This is a genomic window from Paenibacillus sp. MAH-35 (genome assembly GCF_058135425.1).
On record NZ_JBYUPU010000003.1, the window covers coordinates 29,139 to 45,575 of the forward strand.

The 16,437-nt window shown below is 55.7% G+C and carries 12 protein-coding genes and 1 other annotated feature; of the genes, 2 read left to right on the forward strand and 10 right to left on the reverse strand.

The genetic code is table 11. The annotated features are described in order from the left end of the window. Positions 1 to 143: 143 nt before the first annotated feature. Entirely contained in the window at positions 144 to 1,145 is a 1,002-nt protein-coding gene (gpr, locus tag AC3Y2E_RS03725) for a GPR endopeptidase (RefSeq protein WP_379207287.1), read from the reverse strand. 277 nt (positions 1,146 to 1,422) lie between these two features. Here gpr and rpsT point away from each other — a divergent pair, with 277 nt between their 5' ends. Beyond that, positions 1,423 to 1,695 carry a 30S ribosomal protein S20 gene (rpsT, locus tag AC3Y2E_RS03730; RefSeq protein ID WP_190929506.1) on the forward strand — a complete coding sequence of 91 codons (273 nt, stop codon included), beginning with the start codon at positions 1,423 to 1,425 and terminating at the stop codon, positions 1,693 to 1,695. A gap of 84 nt (positions 1,696 to 1,779) precedes the next feature. Here rpsT and holA read toward each other — a convergent pair whose 3' ends face one another. The 9 genes from holA to AC3Y2E_RS03775 form a co-directional block, all read right to left on the reverse strand. Next, the gene (gene holA / locus AC3Y2E_RS03735; RefSeq protein ID WP_379207290.1) at positions 1,780 to 2,793 is read right to left on the reverse strand and encodes a DNA polymerase III subunit delta; all 1,014 of its coding nucleotides are present in this window, start codon (positions 2,791 to 2,793) and stop codon (positions 1,780 to 1,782) included. Between the two features lie 270 nt (positions 2,794 to 3,063). Further along, on the reverse strand, positions 3,064 to 4,362 hold the full coding sequence (locus AC3Y2E_RS03740) for a zf-HC2 domain-containing protein (RefSeq protein WP_379207292.1): 1,299 nt from the start codon (positions 4,360 to 4,362) through the stop codon (positions 3,064 to 3,066). Then, positions 4,359 to 4,907: an RNA polymerase sigma factor gene (locus tag AC3Y2E_RS03745; RefSeq protein WP_190929503.1), complete on the reverse strand. Its 549-nt coding sequence runs from the start codon at positions 4,905 to 4,907 to the stop codon at positions 4,359 to 4,361. The genes AC3Y2E_RS03740 and AC3Y2E_RS03745 overlap by 4 nt, the downstream gene beginning before the upstream one ends. 973 nt (positions 4,908 to 5,880) lie before the next feature. Continuing rightward, positions 5,881 to 6,963, reverse strand: coding sequence for a VanZ family protein (locus AC3Y2E_RS03750; RefSeq protein WP_379207295.1), 1,083 nt, complete (start codon positions 6,961 to 6,963; stop codon positions 5,881 to 5,883). A 423-nt stretch (positions 6,964 to 7,386) separates the two neighbouring features. Further along, on the reverse strand, positions 7,387 to 8,658 hold the full coding sequence (gene tyrS, locus AC3Y2E_RS03755) for a tyrosine--tRNA ligase (protein WP_379207760.1): 1,272 nt from the start codon (positions 8,656 to 8,658) through the stop codon (positions 7,387 to 7,389). A 116-nt stretch (positions 8,659 to 8,774) separates the two neighbouring features. Then, positions 8,775 to 9,006 (reverse strand) — a binding site (T-box leader). A gap of 1,007 nt (positions 9,007 to 10,013) precedes the next feature. Further along, entirely contained in the window at positions 10,014 to 12,629 is a 2,616-nt protein-coding gene (locus tag AC3Y2E_RS03760; protein ID WP_379207297.1) for a DNA internalization-related competence protein ComEC/Rec2, read from the reverse strand. A gap of 104 nt (positions 12,630 to 12,733) precedes the next feature. Continuing rightward, positions 12,734 to 13,246, reverse strand: a complete 513-nt coding sequence (locus tag AC3Y2E_RS03765; RefSeq protein WP_190929499.1) for a deoxycytidylate deaminase — start codon at positions 13,244 to 13,246, stop codon at positions 12,734 to 12,736. Between the two features lie 16 nt (positions 13,247 to 13,262). After that, on the reverse strand, positions 13,263 to 14,555 hold the full coding sequence (locus tag AC3Y2E_RS03770) for a homocysteine synthase (RefSeq protein WP_379207300.1): 1,293 nt from the start codon (positions 14,553 to 14,555) through the stop codon (positions 13,263 to 13,265). Between the two features lie 272 nt (positions 14,556 to 14,827). Continuing rightward, entirely contained in the window at positions 14,828 to 15,388 is a 561-nt protein-coding gene (locus tag AC3Y2E_RS03775) for a ComEA family DNA-binding protein (RefSeq protein WP_379207302.1), read from the reverse strand. Positions 15,389 to 15,597: 209 nt separating this feature from the next. On the opposite strand from AC3Y2E_RS03775, the gene comER reads away from it, so the two are divergent. Further along, the gene (gene comER, locus AC3Y2E_RS03780) at positions 15,598 to 16,431 is read left to right on the forward strand and encodes a late competence protein ComER (protein ID WP_379207304.1); all 834 of its coding nucleotides are present in this window, start codon (positions 15,598 to 15,600) and stop codon (positions 16,429 to 16,431) included. The last annotated feature ends 6 nt before the right edge of the window (positions 16,432 to 16,437 follow it).

Below are 16,437 nucleotides of genomic sequence, written 5' to 3' on the forward strand. Positions count from 1 at the left end.
TCCATACTTTTGTGTGGGTGAACATGAGTACCTTCGCTCCAGCCGCCGCTCGTTGATGAGGATTTGCGGTTTGCGGGGACAAACCGCTCTTATTTGGTTCCTTGCCCGGTTGAAGCCGGCCGGCACGTCAGTGCGTCAGCAGATTAGTGCGTATAAGCCGCAACATTGTCCTGATCGATCGCGTCATGCAGGGCGGCGTTCAGCCCGCTGGCGATAATGTTGGCCATGTCTTCGATAAACTGGTCGATATCCTTCGGCGTTACGAGAAGGTTGTGACCGACCGGATCGAGCACTTCCTTGACCAGCTGCAGCCGTTCGTTTTCGTTCATGCCGTCGAGCAGGCCGAAAATCTGGCTCGTATTGGTCGTCTGCTGCTTAAAATGATCGATCATCATATCCATCGTACTGTTCACGATCGTAGACGCATACACCACGGTAGGCACGCCGATGGCGATGACGGGCACACCGAGAAATTCACGCGTGAGCCCCTTGCGTTTATTGCCTACGCCCGACCCCGGATGAATGCCGGTATCGGCGATCTGGATCGTCGTGTTGACCCGCTCCAGCGCTCTGGAAGCCAGCGCGTCGATCGCGATGACCAGATCGGGCTTCGAGCGTTCCACGATGCCCTGCACGATCTCGCTCGTTTCGATTCCGGTCGTACCGAGCACCCCGGGCGCCACCGCGCTGACTTGACGGTATCCGGGACTGACCTGATCCGGCATCAGCTCGAAAAAGTGCCGCGTGACCATCACGTTTTCCACAACCAAAGGACCAAGTGCATCCGGCGTCACGTTGTAGTTGCCGAGTCCGATAATAAGCACCTTGGCGTCCTTCGTGATGCCGATCCGCTGCAGAAATGTAGAAAACTCCTGGGCCAGCCGGGTAGCCACCTTGTCCTGCAGATCCGAATCTTTCTCCCTCAGTCTCGGAATCTCGAGCGTAATATAGTTTCCTATCAGCTTGCCTACCGCTCGGGAGCCCTGCTCGTTTTCAATATGCATTTTCGTAATGACCATGTCATCGTCTTCCGCCGTTTCCGTATGTACGCCGGGGATGGTGTCCCCGTGCCGGCTTGACGCCAGTTCCTTCGCTTCCAGCGCAAGATCGGTGCGAACCGAATACGGGCTCAAATCGAGGTCCATTTGTTTGTTCTCCTTTCCATTCCAACCTGCTTTGTAGTTTGTGAGCTTTTCGCTGCGATTATGCGGCAGGCGGGAGGCGGTTCGGCGGCGTACGGACAACGTCTTCGGAGGAGCAGATCGGTATTGGGTTAGACCCCGGCGGAGGCGTTCTGCTGTTATTGCAATTTGGCTTGTACCGTGGTAGAATGTATAAAGTTGTCGACAGACATGATACGCGACGTACGGTTGTCCCTGACACAGTCGCGTGCACGTTTTCGGTTTAAGGAGGTGAACGATCGTGCCTAACATCAAATCCGCCATCAAGCGCGTGAAGACGAACGACAAGCGTCGCCTTCAAAACGCTTCGCAAAGATCGGCCCTGCGTACGGCAGTCAAAACGTTCGAAACTGCAACAGCTTCTAAAAACGTTGAATCGGCTAAAGATGCCCTGATTACTGCGTCCAAAAAGCTGGATAAAGCCGTTTCCAAAGGCTTGATTCATAAAAATGCGGCTGCCCGCAAAAAGTCTCGCCTGGCGAAACAACTCAACGCGCTTTCCGCACAAGGTTAAGCGAAAAAGTCCTTGCACATCGGCAAGGACTTCTTTATTGTTTTCAGACCGTTTACCGTTGTCTCCGTACCATACGAGTCGTTCTCACGAAGCAAGCCGCATCAGGAACATTTCCAGCCCCAGCACCTTGTCTACCTTCCCCGTCTTCAGTCTGTAATCGAGCTCAGCCAACTCCGCGAGAATCGTCTCCAGCTTGTCCGGCGTATACTTCTGCCCCTGCTCAGCAGCCACCTTGACCGCGTACGGATGAAGTCCGATCTGGCCGGCCATCTGCTGCTGCGAATAACCGAGCTTGGACAGCTCCTTGACCTGGAGCACGATCCGGAACTGGCGTGCGATGAGCAGCACGATCTTCACCGGCTCTTCCTTCTGCTTGAGCAGGTCGTACATGATCGAGAACGCCCGGTTCAGCCGCAGCCGGACGATATCGTCGATCAGAATAAAGACGTTTTGTTCGGTGCTTCGCGTAACGAGACGGTCTACAATATCTCCGGTTACGGTTCCGCCCTCCCCCACGAACAAAGACAGCTTCTCCATCTCCGCCGAAAGTGCCTGAAGCCCACCCCCGGTATACAAAATAAGCTGATCGTCCGCACCTTCCGCGAACGTGAACGACTGCCGGACCGCCTGTTTCTTGACCCATTGCAGCAATTCCTCCGCATTCATCGGCACGAACGGAATCGTCGTATCCTTTAGCGATTTTACGATTTTTTTACGTTCGTCCAGCTTGTCCGCATTCACGATAAATACGATAACGCTAAATTCCGCGGCAGCCTTCATATACTCCAGCAGCTTCTCCGGGTGATGCTCCACCTTGCCGCTTTCTTTCGCTCCGGTAAAAAACTGGGCGTTATCCGCCAATATAATCTTCTTGGGCGCCATAAAAGGCAGTGTCTGCGCATCCTCGAGCACGATATCGAGGCTGGTCTCCGCCAGATCGTATTTGCTGATGGCAAACTCCCGGTACTCCGGCTCGATCAGCTTCTGGATCAAATAACCGGTAAATTCCCGAAGCAAATAAGTTTCCGAGCCGTAGCACACATAAACGGGCGACACGTTTCCTTTGCCGATCTCCCTCGCCGCCGATTTGTAATCCACGTTCCCCACCTCTTGACGAGTCTGCTGTAACTTGATCTTCATCTTAACAAAAACAAAGGGATCACGTCAAAATCAATAGACTTTGACATCATCCCTTTGTCCCAGCACATCTATATAAACATCCGGCCTAGGCTCCCAGGCGCCGGTGCCGAATGGTCATACGCGGCAGGACTTCGAACTTCTCGGTTGTTACTATAACATACGCGGCGGCGGCGAAAAGGTGCGGCGGAAACGGGCCTATTTTTGAAAAAAAGCCGTAAGCGCGGACGCTTACGGCTGCTGTATATTCGTTTCCTTCCGCTGGGCTACGTCGATTTCGATCCGTTTCGTGACGCCGCTCTCCGTCGTTAGCGAGTAGGTCAGCTTCGAGCTGCCGCTCCATTTCAGAAGCCGGACTTGTTCGTTCGCCGACCACTGGGGCGACGTGTACATATGGGTCTCTTTACCGTCGGTCGTACGGATGACGATCGAACGGCTGGCCTGGTCGGCCACGGCAACCAGCACGCCGTCCTCCGACAGCAGCTCGGGGTCCGGTTTGGCCATTAACCCCATGGCGTCCGGTCTGCCGCTCTTCGCCGAATCGGAACTAGTCGATTCCGGTTGTGCCTCCCGACCTTTATCAGCTGTAATTTTATTTTTGTCGGTAATGGCAGGGTCTGTCGTCCGGTCGCCCGAGCTGTCGCCTAACGCCGGTGCCGTAATCTCCATACTCGGAGGAGCGATATCCGCCGCCGGGGAACCGCCGCCGGCCTCTGCATTCGTCTCCGGCTTCTTGGCGTCATCCGGAGCCGTATACGTATTTATGCCGCTGCGTTCGCCGATTTCTTGCGCTCCCGCTTCTTGTCCGGCATTCGCCTGTTCGGACGGCTTCGCCGGCTGGAAACGCGGCTGTACGGCCGGGTCCGCCCGCTCGGCCGTTTCTTTATCGGGAGGAGGAGCCTCCGAGCCTCCGCTTTGATTCGTGATGGCTGTCCCTAGTGGCAGCTTCTTCTCCATATTGCCGGCCGAACCGTCAGCATCGGAGGTATCCGACTTCGTATCCATAGCGGAAGCGCCGCCGGATTCACGTCTTAGCTGTCCGGCGCTTTGCGGAGCCGCCGTAGACTCCGCGCTGCTGTACAATAAGCCTTCGTCAGCTACTTTATTGGTGCCGTTCATATCGTTTATAAACAAAGCCATCAGCAGCCCTGCCGCTACGATGCCGCCCGTGGCCGCGATCGACCAGATCCCTCTCGTCCGGCGGGGACGTTCGATCGGGGCCGGGATTGCTGTTACGGGAGCCGGTACGGACACGGAAGCGGCCCCCGCAGTCGCCGTAGCCGTTGCGGCCAGTCCGTCGCCCTGCCGATCGATCTCCGCAAGCTGCGGCAGGATGGAATCCACCAGACTGAAGGGAGGCGCGACTTTGGGCAAGCTGGCGAGCTCTTGGGACAATTGCCGCAGCCTGGAATACATTTCCGCACAATCCGGACACTGCTGCAAATGGGCTGTCATAGCCTCATGCTCCGAGTCGTTCAAATCCCGATCCAGATCTCGCTGCATCAGTTCCATCACCTCTTGACAATTCATCCCCGCACACCACCTTTCTGGTATTCTTGGAGTAACGACTGCAGCTGCTGCCTCGCCCGGAACAAGTACGATTTCACCGTGTTCAGCGGCAAGTCCAGAGAATCGGCGATTTCGTTATAAGAGAAATCTTGCAGGTAGCGGAGCACGACCACGGTACGATGATGCTCGGGAAGGCGTTCGATCGCCTCCTGAATATCTTTGGCGACATACGTCGATATCAGCTCGTCTTCCACGTTATTGTGGGATGTAAACGTCATGTTGTGCTCCTCGATCGATACCGTCGCTTTCGTCCGGCGAAACTTGTCGATGCAGATGTTCGTGACGATCCGCTGCACCCACGTTTTAAACTGCGCTTTTTCTTCGTAGGAATTGATTTTCGTATATATCCGGATCAGCGCTTCTTGCGCGGCATCTTTAGCGTCTTGCTCGTTTCCAAGAATGTAATAAGCGGTACGATACACATGTGTCTCGATTTCTCGCAATAGGGTAATTAGAGCGTCGCGATCGCCCGATTGGGCAGCTTTGATTAACTCCAGCGCTACCACAAGGATCCCCCTCTCTTGCAACCTTTTAAACGGGATTGTCGAAAAAAAAGTTGCACCAACCATAAAAAAAATTCCGGCACGCCGGTCAATTACTAGAATAACAGAAAATTTGGATGCGGTATACCGCTCTCCGGGCGCCTTCGCATACGCATATCGCGCTGCTGTCCGCAAGCTCTGTCAAGTTTTAGGCCGTTCGGTTAAGAAGACGGGGAACCCGGGGAGAAAGTTCGGTCGAAGGCGGGAAACGCACAGATGCCCATGCTTTGGGGGGCCGCTATCCGCACACTCCAAGGATAAATGCCTACCGCGTCTTTTGACGCTGGCGTTTACCGTGATTTAGAGCCACTCCCACGATACGTTCTGGTAAATAAGAAAAGCTGTCCGGATGGTCCTTTGACGTGTAAACCCATACGTTTGTTTGTACGTTGGAAAGGAATAGATACCTTCGCTCCAGCCGCTCGCCCTCAGGCGTGTGGTCTTCATGCGGTGGTATGGCTAACGAATCCAACGAGACTGTCGATTCATTATGAACAACCGAGTGGAAAGTGAAAAGATTACCTTCTGGCGAGTTTTGTCTGGAATCCCAAACCTTAAATTCCATTAAAATAAAGGGATTCCGGACAACCTGTCTGAGCAGAAGAAGGCAACTTTTTACTTGGAACGGCCAGATAACACTTCTACACATTTAATCGACAGTCTCCCAACATTCGTTATCAGAGCCGAATCCGGGCGTTTGAATTTGTAACGAACTCTTGTATGGTTATTCCCGCAAATCGGATCGTTTTTTTCCACTTTCGGTTCGATAACGATTCCCGGATTCGTTACGTCTGGAATAACGTCGGTTTTCAGCCATAAGCACGATCCGATTCCTTACTCATCAGAACACGGTATGAACTTAAACGTTCTGGCAGATGAAATAAAAGCCGCCCCGAAGTACGGGACGGCTTGCTTGCAGGTGCGGTCGGTCCGGGAGTTACACCACTTCGTGCCCGGTACCGCTCCATTTTTCGTAGATCAGCGTTTTGTCTTTGCGGAACAGCCGCAAGCCGACATGCACGGCGAAAACGAGATTCACCACAAGGACGATCATCGCGCACAGGGCGAACAAGATCGGAGGCAGCTTTTGAACGGTTTGGCTCAGAATGACGGCGTTAAGTCCGCCGACGATTCCGTACAGGCTGCCGTAACGGATCAGCAGCTCTTTCAGCCGGATGCGTTCGCCCTGTCCCTTCACCCGGATCCGGACGATATATTTGCCGAACGTCCAACCGTTGGTCGCATAAGGCAGCGCGATGAAATACAGGAAGCTGGTAATAAAATAAATCCGCAGATCCGCGCTTTTCATAAAGAAAACAACGAGCGGAAACAGCAGCATCGCATCAAGCTGGACGGCAATCAGCCGCCGGGTCAGCCCGACCCGTTCGGACTTCAAATCGACGTTTTCATCGAGTCCCTCGATCCGGGGGAGCAGCTTCATCAGAAGCGGAGCCGTCAAATACCCGATCACGCCGCCGGACGTATTCAGCAGTAAATCGTCTACGTCGAACAGCCGGTACGGACAATCGTAGATGCCGTACAGCCCGGTCACCTGCGTCACCTCGAAAAACAGCGACAGCCCGAATGCCGACACAGCCGCCGCCGGCAGCCGAAAGCGGAAATAATACTTCAAGTACGCCCCGAGCGGTACGAGCAGCAGCACGTTAAAAGCCGCCTGCCAAAACGCTCTTTCCTTGAACAGCTGCACATAAGTGGACGGCTGCGCGAAATGGACTCCGGTTTCTTTCCAGAAATCGTACACGAACCGGAACGGGACGAAGGACGCCATCGCTCCCTGAACGGCCGCACAAGTATTCCGCGTAGCGGGAAGCGGCAATATAACCAGGTATAGTGCGGTCATCAAATACAAGAGCAGCGAGTAGATGATCACCGCGCGAAATTTGTGCAAGTATCCGTACTTGCGGTATTGGACGATCAGAAACGGAAGCGTGATGACGAATGCCGCAATCGGAAACGTCAGGATCGCATATCGGATCGGAATCAGGTAAGCTTCGAACAAGGGCGGTATTCCTCCACATTAAATTAGGTGTCAAGTAACAAAAGCTTTTAAACGAAGTCTTTGCCGCGTTATATGACCCTGCTAAAACGGCAGATCTTCTTGGTACAACAACCCGCAATTCGTTTTCGAAGTAATGTAACGCTTTTAAGCTCTACCACTTTAACGAATAAATATTTTAGTAACGATAATGAAACATCTTCTTATGATTACTCTTAAAAAGACGCTTGCGGCTTCGTTTCGTTACAAGCTCAATGGTCAGTATACCGCCGGCGGTTCCTTCTTTCCATCGACGTTTCTTACGCCTTGGCGGTTCAGTCTTGCAACATTGTCACGTCGATGCCTCCGGCTTCGCTTCGGCTTAGGGGACAACAAAAAGGAAGCCGGCCGAACGCCAGCTCCCCTAGCTTTCAGAAATTTATTTCCTTACGCTTCAACCTTAATCAGATAATAATTTTTTTTGCCGCGCCGCAAGACAACGTATTTGCCATGCAAACGGTGTTGTTCCCCGATCATGCTGTCGATCCCGCTCATACGCTCTCCGTTGACATAGACGGCGCCGCTCTCGATATCCTGCTTGGCTTGACGGCGGGACGGGGCGGCCTTGGCTTCCACCAACAGGTCGATCAGTCCGGTCTCCTGCTGTCCGCTCAGTACCGTCGTCGGCATATCCTGAAGCGCTTCGACGAGCTCCGTTTCGCTCAGCCGGGCGAAGTCTCCCGAGAATAACGCCTGCGTAATATTTTCGGCACTCTCCACCGCTTCGTCACCGTGCACGATCCGGGTCACTTCCCGGGCCAGCTCCCGCTGGGCGGCGCGTTGTTCCGGCCGCTCGCCGAGCTCCGTCTCCAGCGCCGCGATTTGCTCGCGCGTCAGGAACGTAAAATATTTCAAAAACTTGATGACGTCGTTATCGTCGGTATTGATCCAGAACTGATAAAACTGGTAAGCGCTCGTCTTGTTGCGGTCGAGCCAGATCGCGCCGCTTTCCGATTTGCCGAACTTTTTGCCGTCACTTTTCGTGACCAGCGGCATCGTCATGCCGTAAGCTTCGCCGCCGCCCATCTTGCCGATCAGGTCGAGCCCTGCCGTAATATTGCCCCATTGATCGCTGCCGCCGAGCTGAAGCGAGCACCCTAAATCCTGATGCAGCTTATGGAAATCGTAGGCTTGCAGAATCATGTAACTGAATTCGGTAAACGAAATGCCGTTAGCGAGCCGTGAATCGACCGAATCTTTGGCCAGCATGTAGTTGACGGTAAAATTTTTGCCAACATCGCGCAGGAATGAGATCGTGTCCAGCGTCGACAGCCAATCGTAGTTGCTGACGAGCCTTGCCGCATTGTCCGGAAGGTCGAAGTCGAGAAACCGCGACAGCTGGCGCTTCAAGCTTTCCGTCCACTGCGCCACCGTGTCGGCCGTATTCAGCGAACGTTCCGACGAGCGGCCGCTCGGGTCGCCGATCAGTCCGGTGCCGCCGCCTACGAGCGCCATCGAGATATGGCCGGCCAACTGGAACCGGCGAAGGCACAAAATTGGCAGCAAGCTTCCGATATGCAGACTGTCCGCCGTCGGGTCAAATCCGCAATACAGCACGACCCGTTCGCTCTCGAGTTTTTTCTTCAGCCCTTCCCGGTCGGTCACCTGGTACACCAGCCCCCGGTACTCCAAATCCTCCAGCAATTGTTGATCCGTCATACGAGCTTCACTCATTGTCGATCTCTCCTTGTGTCGTGTAAATGAAGATCCCCATAAGCGGGGAGCTCCCGGCATTCATCTCCAGTACAACAAAAAAGACCCGCCCCTCTGCAGATTACAGGGACGAGTCATCGCGGTACCACCCTAATTGAACGTGCCGTTCGCGGCATGCTCCACTCGATCGGTTAACGGCCGATTGTCCGTCCTCCCCTTCCGTTTGCAAGAAACGGGTTCGGTTCGGATGCTCCGGGACGTACTTCGCGTTCATTCGCGTACCGGCTCGCACCAACCGCCGGCTCTCTGGGACTCGATATTGAAGCGCTACTGATCCTTGTACGCGGCTTGTTTCTTCCACCAAGTCCGCCCAGCAAGGAAGTTCCCATCGTCACACTGATATGGGGATTGCACGTACATTTTATACCATTTTGGCGTGGAGTTGTCAATCGCGACCGATTCCAGCTGTGAAAACGTGTTTCTGTATCGAGCGGACTTCATGGAGCATCGACGGGGACTTGCGGGAGCTCTCTCGCTTCCGGGCTGGGAGATTCGGAGTTAGAATCTCCTGCATTGCGCTATATCCGCTGCACCGTTTGAGAAGACATATAACGAACAAGGGGTTGGTTCACGTTCGTCAAATATGGGTCTTTTGCACCCTCTATTTTCAGCATATTCGCAGGACAGAGACGAATAAAGGCAGTTTGCACCCCTTATTTCAAGCAACTAGGAGGGACTGTGCCCATTTCGCGGATATTAGCGGTCTCAAACCACTCTTATTCCCCGATCCAAGCGGGTTTTGGAGAAAATAGAACATTACAAACGAGACTGTCGATTCATTGTGTAGAAGTGTTAGTAGGCCGTTCCAAGTGAAAAGTTACCTTCTTCTGCTCAGACAGGTTGTCCGGAATCCCTAGATTGAATAAGGATTGTAAGGTAGGGGATTCCAGACAAAACTCGCCAGAAGGTAATCTTTTCCCTTTCCACTTGGTTGTCCACAATGAATCGACAGCCTCACAAACCGCTCTTATTCCGTTCTTTTCCCGCTATAGGCGGTAGTTGTGAAAGCCAAACGGCCACGAAAAGCGACTTGACTTACTTGTGAACACTTGCTGACTGTACGAGTAAGAGGCCCTTTCTGCTTTAGCACGCACAATGACACTCTTATGTCAATAAGAAGCCGGACCATCACGTGCCCCTGGTTCGACTTCTCCTTACACACCTGGCTATGCAAACTTAGCAAGAGAGAATGATTCAGCTAACACTTGCGAAAACAAACCGACTCTTTCTGAAACTAACGTTTCCGGATCAAGCGGCCGCAGCGCTCGTAGACGCTCTCCTAGCTGGAGAAACTCCAGCACCTACAGCTTCTTATCCACCCGGACCCCTTGGCCGGTTACCGTAAACACCACCTCTCCGTCGCGGTCCGTCCGGTAAATCGTCGTGCCCGATCGCTCAAGACGTTCCAGCACGCCCGGGTTCGGGTGGCCGTAGCTGTTCTTGAGACCGACCGAGATGACGGACATTCGCGGCTGCCAGAAGGCGAGCCATTCCTCGGTCGTGGATGTTTTGCTGCCGTGATGGGCGATTTTCAGAACGTCGACAGATACCGGAGAAGAAGAGGGCGTATCGCCGCGTGTCCGGTTCAGCGCTTCGAGAAGCAGCTTCTCCTGCCGGGCTTCCATATCCCCGGTAAATAAAAAGCGGATGTTTCTCATATTCAGTAGCAGCACGACAGACTCGTTATTTTGCTCCTCCGCAAGCCGGACTGGCATCTCGGGTCCGGACGCAGTGAGCGCAGTCAGTTCGGTATAACGGTCCAGCGCGACCGTTTTCCCCTCCTCCAGCGTGACGATCTCCGCGCCGCGCCTCATCGCCGTCTCGAACAGCTTGCGCGAGCCGGCGTTGCCCTTCCACGTCCCGTTCATAACGACGGTGCGCACCGGGATCTGCTCGACGACCGCCTGCAACCCGCCGATATGGTCCTGATCCTGATGACTGATGACGAGCAGGTCGAGTTGATGGACCCCTCTTTGCTTGAGCAGCGGGACCAATTGCTTCTTTCCGACCTCATACGGATCGCGGCGCTCCTTCCACTCCTCGCCCGGCTTGCGGAACGTTACCGTCCCTCCCCCGTCGATCAGCATATGACGGCTTTGCGGCGTTCGTACGAGAATCGCGTCGCCCTGACCGACATCGACGAAATGGACTTTGCCGTCCCGGACGAACCGGTCCGGCTCGTAGCCATGCCACAGAAATAACATAAAAACCGCGACTGCCGCCATAGCAAACGCCGGCTTGCCGCTTTCCTTCCATTTGGCGGCGCCTGCATATACCGCTCCCAGCAGCACGTAGTACAGCAGCACCCACAGGAGAGACGGCTTCGGCCAGACGAGACGGAGCGGATCGTGCACCGCCCCGACGTCCACCAGCCAGAACGTTACATCGTTCAGATAAGACGTGACCACACCGATCCAGCCTGCGGCTCTCTCATAGATCAACCCGGCCAGCAGCACGAACGTCCCGAGCGGCAGCACTGCGAAGCTGATAAACGGAACAAGCAGCAAGTTAGCCAGCGCCGATAACAACGACACTCCGTTAAAATAAAACACGGTAATCGGAAACGAGATCAGCTGAGCTACGACCGTAACCGACAACAACGAGTTCAGCGCTTGCGAGCGGACCGGAAGCAGCCTGGAGAACCGGGGCACGCCGACGATTAGTCCCACCGTCACGAGAAACGACAATTGGAAGCTGACGTCGTACAAAAAATAAGGATTCCATATCAGCATGGCGACCGCAGCCAAGCTGATGATGTTCAGCGCGTCCTTCCAAAGCCCCCGCCTCGCCGCATACAGCCCGATCATCGCCATAATGCCCGCGCGAACAGCCGAGGGAGAGCCGCCAGTCAGAGCGACGTAAAAGGGCACGATCACCATCGTGATGACCAGAATCCGCTCCCGCGTAAGGCCGAACAGCCGCAGCAGCCACATACAGCCTCCGACGAAAACGGCCACATGCAGCCCGGAGATCGCCAGGATGTGCGTCAAGCCGAGCTGCGAAAACTGCTGATACGTATCCGGGTCCATATCGTCGGTTAAGCCGAGCACCAGGCTTTTCATATACCCCGCATCGATCCGGTCCGGAAACGCCCGATCCATAATGCCTCCCAGATAACTCCGCAGATCGTCGTTCCAGCGGTACACCTTGCTCCAGTCGGGCAGCGGCAGCTTTGCGATCGCCCCGTCGCCGGCGTCTGCTCCCCCGCCCGTCCGTCCATCGCTGCCCTCTGCCGCTTCACCGCCCGGTTGTCCGCCTCCGCCCCGCAGCTCCCCGTCCGCCTCCGGACCGGTGCGAGTCTGATCCAAGCCTTTCACCGACAACTGCCAATGAATCTGTTTCCGGTACAAATAGGCGCTGTAATCGAATCCGCCGAAATTGCGCGCCGACCCCGGCTTTTGGATCGTCCCGGCCAAGACGATCGGATCGCCTCGCCCCCATCCGGACGCCCGCTCCTGCTCATCGGCGTGGAGCAGGCGGATCGACACCTGTACCTTCTCGCGCAGGCGGACCGTTTCCGCCTCGCCGACGGCAGCACGGTGCGCAAGAAGTACGAAGGACACCTTATCCCCGTCGACGGCGACCGGGGAAGCGATCGTACCGGCCAACTCCGCTTCGGCTTCGGCTTTGGCGGCTGCCATTCCCATTCCGGTCTGTCCGCTTTCTTGAACGGCCTGAGGAAGTGCCAACGCCGTCGTATTGCGCGAATCGTAGCCTTGATAATAAGCGGCAGCCGCCACGGCGACGAGCAGCAGCCCGATCCATCTGCGCCCCGGCAGGGCGAGCAGCACCGTCATAACGGCCAGAGCGGCAGCGGTGACCGCCCATTTCCAGGAAAGCATTCCCGGCGGCATCCGGCTGCCGATCGCCGCGCCGGTCACTACCATTACCGCAACTAGCGTAAGCGGCCGATTCATACGATCACCGCCCGCAGAGGCGAAACAACTCGACTTCCATACATAAGAAAAAGCACCCCTTCTCAGTCAAACCGAAGGAGGTGCTTCCTCTCAATTCGTATCCGTTAATTCGTCACTTCGTCGATAATGCCCGGCGGCGGCGTATAGTCGGCCAATTGCCGGAAGCGGATTCCTCTGGTTACCATCATCTCCGTCACTTTTTCCCGGTCTTTCGGGTATGGACGGTGATACACGATCTCGACGATCCCGCTGTTCGCGAGCATATTGGCGCACGTCCAGCACGGCTGGTCGGTGACGTATACCGTCGAGCCTTCGCGGTCGTGCCGGTCGGTGAACAGCAGCAGATTTTGCTCCGCGTGAATCGTCCGGATGCACCGCTGCTTCTTCACCATCTCCTCGCGTCCGTCAACGACCTTCACTTCATACTCTTCGACCAGCATACAGCCGGCTTCCGAGCAGTCGGGTACTCCCATCGGTGCGCCGTTATAGGCGGAGCCGAGAAGCTTTTTGCCTTGGACCAGCACGCTGCCTACGCGTCTACGGCTGCATTGCGAACGGGTGGATGCCATATAAGCGATATCCATGAAGTAAGTGTCCCAGTCTTTGCGTCTGCTCATCGCCCGGCGCCTCCGATCAGGCTTGGCTGGCGCGAATCGCCTGATCCAGATCGTACAGGATGTCGTCGATATTTTCCGTTCCGACCGACAGACGGATCATGCCCGGAGTAACGCCGGTCGACAGCAGCTCTTCGCCTTCCAGCTGGCTGTGAGTCGTGCTCGCCGGATGGATGATCAGCGACTTGGAATCGCCGACATTCGCCAGGTGCGAGAACAGCTTCACGTTGTTGATGACTTTCTGACCGGCTTCCACGCCGCCCTTGATGCCGAACGTCAGGATCGCGCCTTGGCCTTTCGGCAAATATTTGGATACGAGGCCGTACGACGGATGGCTCTCGAGGCCCGTATAGCTGACCCAGTCGACAGCCGGATGCGTCTCCAGGAATTTGGCGACCGCAAGCGCGTTCGAGCTGTGGCGCTCCATCCGCAGGTGCAGCGTCTCCAGCCCTTGCAGCAGCAGGAACGAGTTGAACGGCGAGATTGTGGCGCCGATATCCCGCGCCAGCTGTACGCGCGCTTTGATGATATACGAAATCGGTCCTACCGCGTCCCAATAAACAACGCCGTGGTAGCTCGGGTCCGGCTCGGTAAGGCCCGGGAACTTGCCGCTTTCCTTCCAGTTGAAATTGCCTCCGTCGACGATAACGCCGCCGATCGATGTGCCGTGGCCGCCGATAAACTTCGTCGCCGAGTGGACGACGATATCCGCTCCGTGCTCGATCGGGCGAAGCAGGTACGGGCTCGGGAACGTATTGTCTATGATAAGAGGAATGCCGTTGTCGTGAGCCACTTTCGCCACTGCTTCGATGTCGAGAATATCGCCTTTCGGATTGCCGATCGATTCGGCGTAAACCGCTTTCGTCTTCGGCGTGATCGCCTTGCGGAAGTTTTCCGGATCGCTCGGATCGACGAACTTGACGTTAATGCCGAGCTTCGGCAGCGTGATCGCGAACAAGTTGTACGTGCCGCCATACAGGCTGCTGGCGGAGACGATCTCGTCGCCCGCTCCGGCGATGTTGAAAATCGCATACGTGATAGCGGCTTGTCCGGAAGAAGTCGACAAGGCGCCGACGCCGCCTTCCAAGGCTGCGATCCGCTTCTCGAATACGTCCGAAGTCGGATTCATCAGACGGGTGTAGATGTTGCCGAACTCTTTAAGGGCAAACAGGTTGGCCGCGTGATCGGTGTCACGGAAGCCGTACGAGGTTGTCTGATAAATCGGAACCGCGCGGGATAGTGTCGTCGGATCGATTTCCTGGCCGGCATGGACGGCCAGCGTTTCCAGAGCAAGCTTGCGTTGTTCAGTCATGGGAAAACGGTTCCTCCTTTAGATTTCCGGTTGTAGAGGTTGTTCAAAAAGTCCACTTTTGATCACGAAGCAGATACAGGAAGCCTACTCGACATCGAATATGGAATTCAGCCGGAACTTCCGGTGCTCACGTAGCTTCACTACGCTCCGCTCCTCATTTCCTAGCTTCATCCCATCTTCTCGGTGCTGAAAACCGGACTATTTGAACTCGCCCTAATAGTAAACGTCCATATTGTCTCATATTTTTGGTCAAATGGAAAGGACATGCAGGATTAATTACCTATATGAATACGAGGCTTTAACTGTTCGAATGTTTTCTCGCCGATTCCTTTTACTTTCATCAGTTCTTCCGGGGATTTGAACCCGCCGCCGGCCGTTCGGTAGTCGATGATCGCCTTCGCCTTGGACGGACCAATTCCGGGCAGTTGCTGCAGCTCGGCAGCCGAAGCCCGGTTGATGTCGATCGCACCCTCGGGGGGCGGGGATACGGGAACCGGCGGCGGCGCAGGTTCAGTCCCGCCGCCTGAAACGGCCCCACCCGGAGCGGCGGGGCCAGCGACTGGGCCTTGGCCCGCGTGCCCGGCCGCAGAGCCGCTTCCGCCTGCCTGCGCCTTTCCTCCCCCCGGTTCCGGAGCCGTTCCGGCGGGCTGCCGCTCTCCGTCTACCGCGGCAAACAAAGCGAGCAGCTCCGCGCCGCGTACGGTCCAGCCCGCTCCATGCATTCCGCGTCCTTGCGCGACCGTATCCGCAGTCCACAGCAGCAGCGCCAGGATCGACCATACCACCGCAACGGCGTAAAACGACTGGTTTCTGTTCGTCGCACGCTTGTTCATGCAAACAGCTCCTCTCCAATCTCAAACGGATTCGAAATCGTCCCGAACGAGACGCATAATGCCAACACCTCGCGCATACACATAGAAAAACGTGTATAGATGTCTGTATGCCGGGCCGCCTTCTTAAGCAAAAATGCCGAAACCCGGTTTTTATTACGGAAACGTGCCTTTTTACCCGAAATGTCTACTTCTCCGGGAGGGATATCGCCATGAAGGTTGGTTTTATCGGAACGGGCAGCATGGGAACCGTTCTAATCGAATCGTTTATCCGATCCGGGGCGATCCGGCCGTCTGCCGTCGTTGCGGCAAACCGATCGCACGAGAAAGCGGTGCGGCTGGCCACGCGTTACCCCGGACTGACGGCCGCCGGATCGAACGGCGAGGTCGCCGCAGCTTGCGATCTCGTATTTCTCTGCGTCAGGCCGCTCTCCTTCAAATCGGTTATCGACGAAATCAAACCCTATATAACGGCTGACCAGATCGTAATCTCCATCACCAGCCCTGTGCTGCTCAAGCATCTGGAATCCGCTCTGCCCTGCAAAGTCGCCAAAGTGATACCCAGCATCACGAATGAAGTGCAAAGCGGAGCGGCCTTATGCATATACGGGGAACGGATGAACGGAGAAGATCGCACCTCTCTCGAAAGGCTGCTCAGCCCGATCAGCAAGCCGATTCGCGTAGCCGAATCGTATACCCGCGTCACCTCGGACATTTCCAGCTGCGGACCGGCCTTTCTCGCCTATTTCGTGCAAAAGCTGATCGACGCCGCGGTCCAGGTCGCCGGTATGCCCCGGGAAGAAGCGACCCGGCTCGCCTCCGAGACGCTGCTCGGCACCGGCAAGCTGCTGAACGAGGGCGGCTATACGCCGGAATCGCTCAGGCAGCGGGTAGCGGTTCCCGGCGGCATCATCGAAGCGGGACTCGAGCTGATGGAACGGGAGCTGGAGACGACTTTCGTCAGACTGCTGCAAGCGACCCATGCCAAATACGACGAAGACGTCGAGAAGATCGATCAACTATTCTTCGGCAGCATCATAGACTAAACGGCC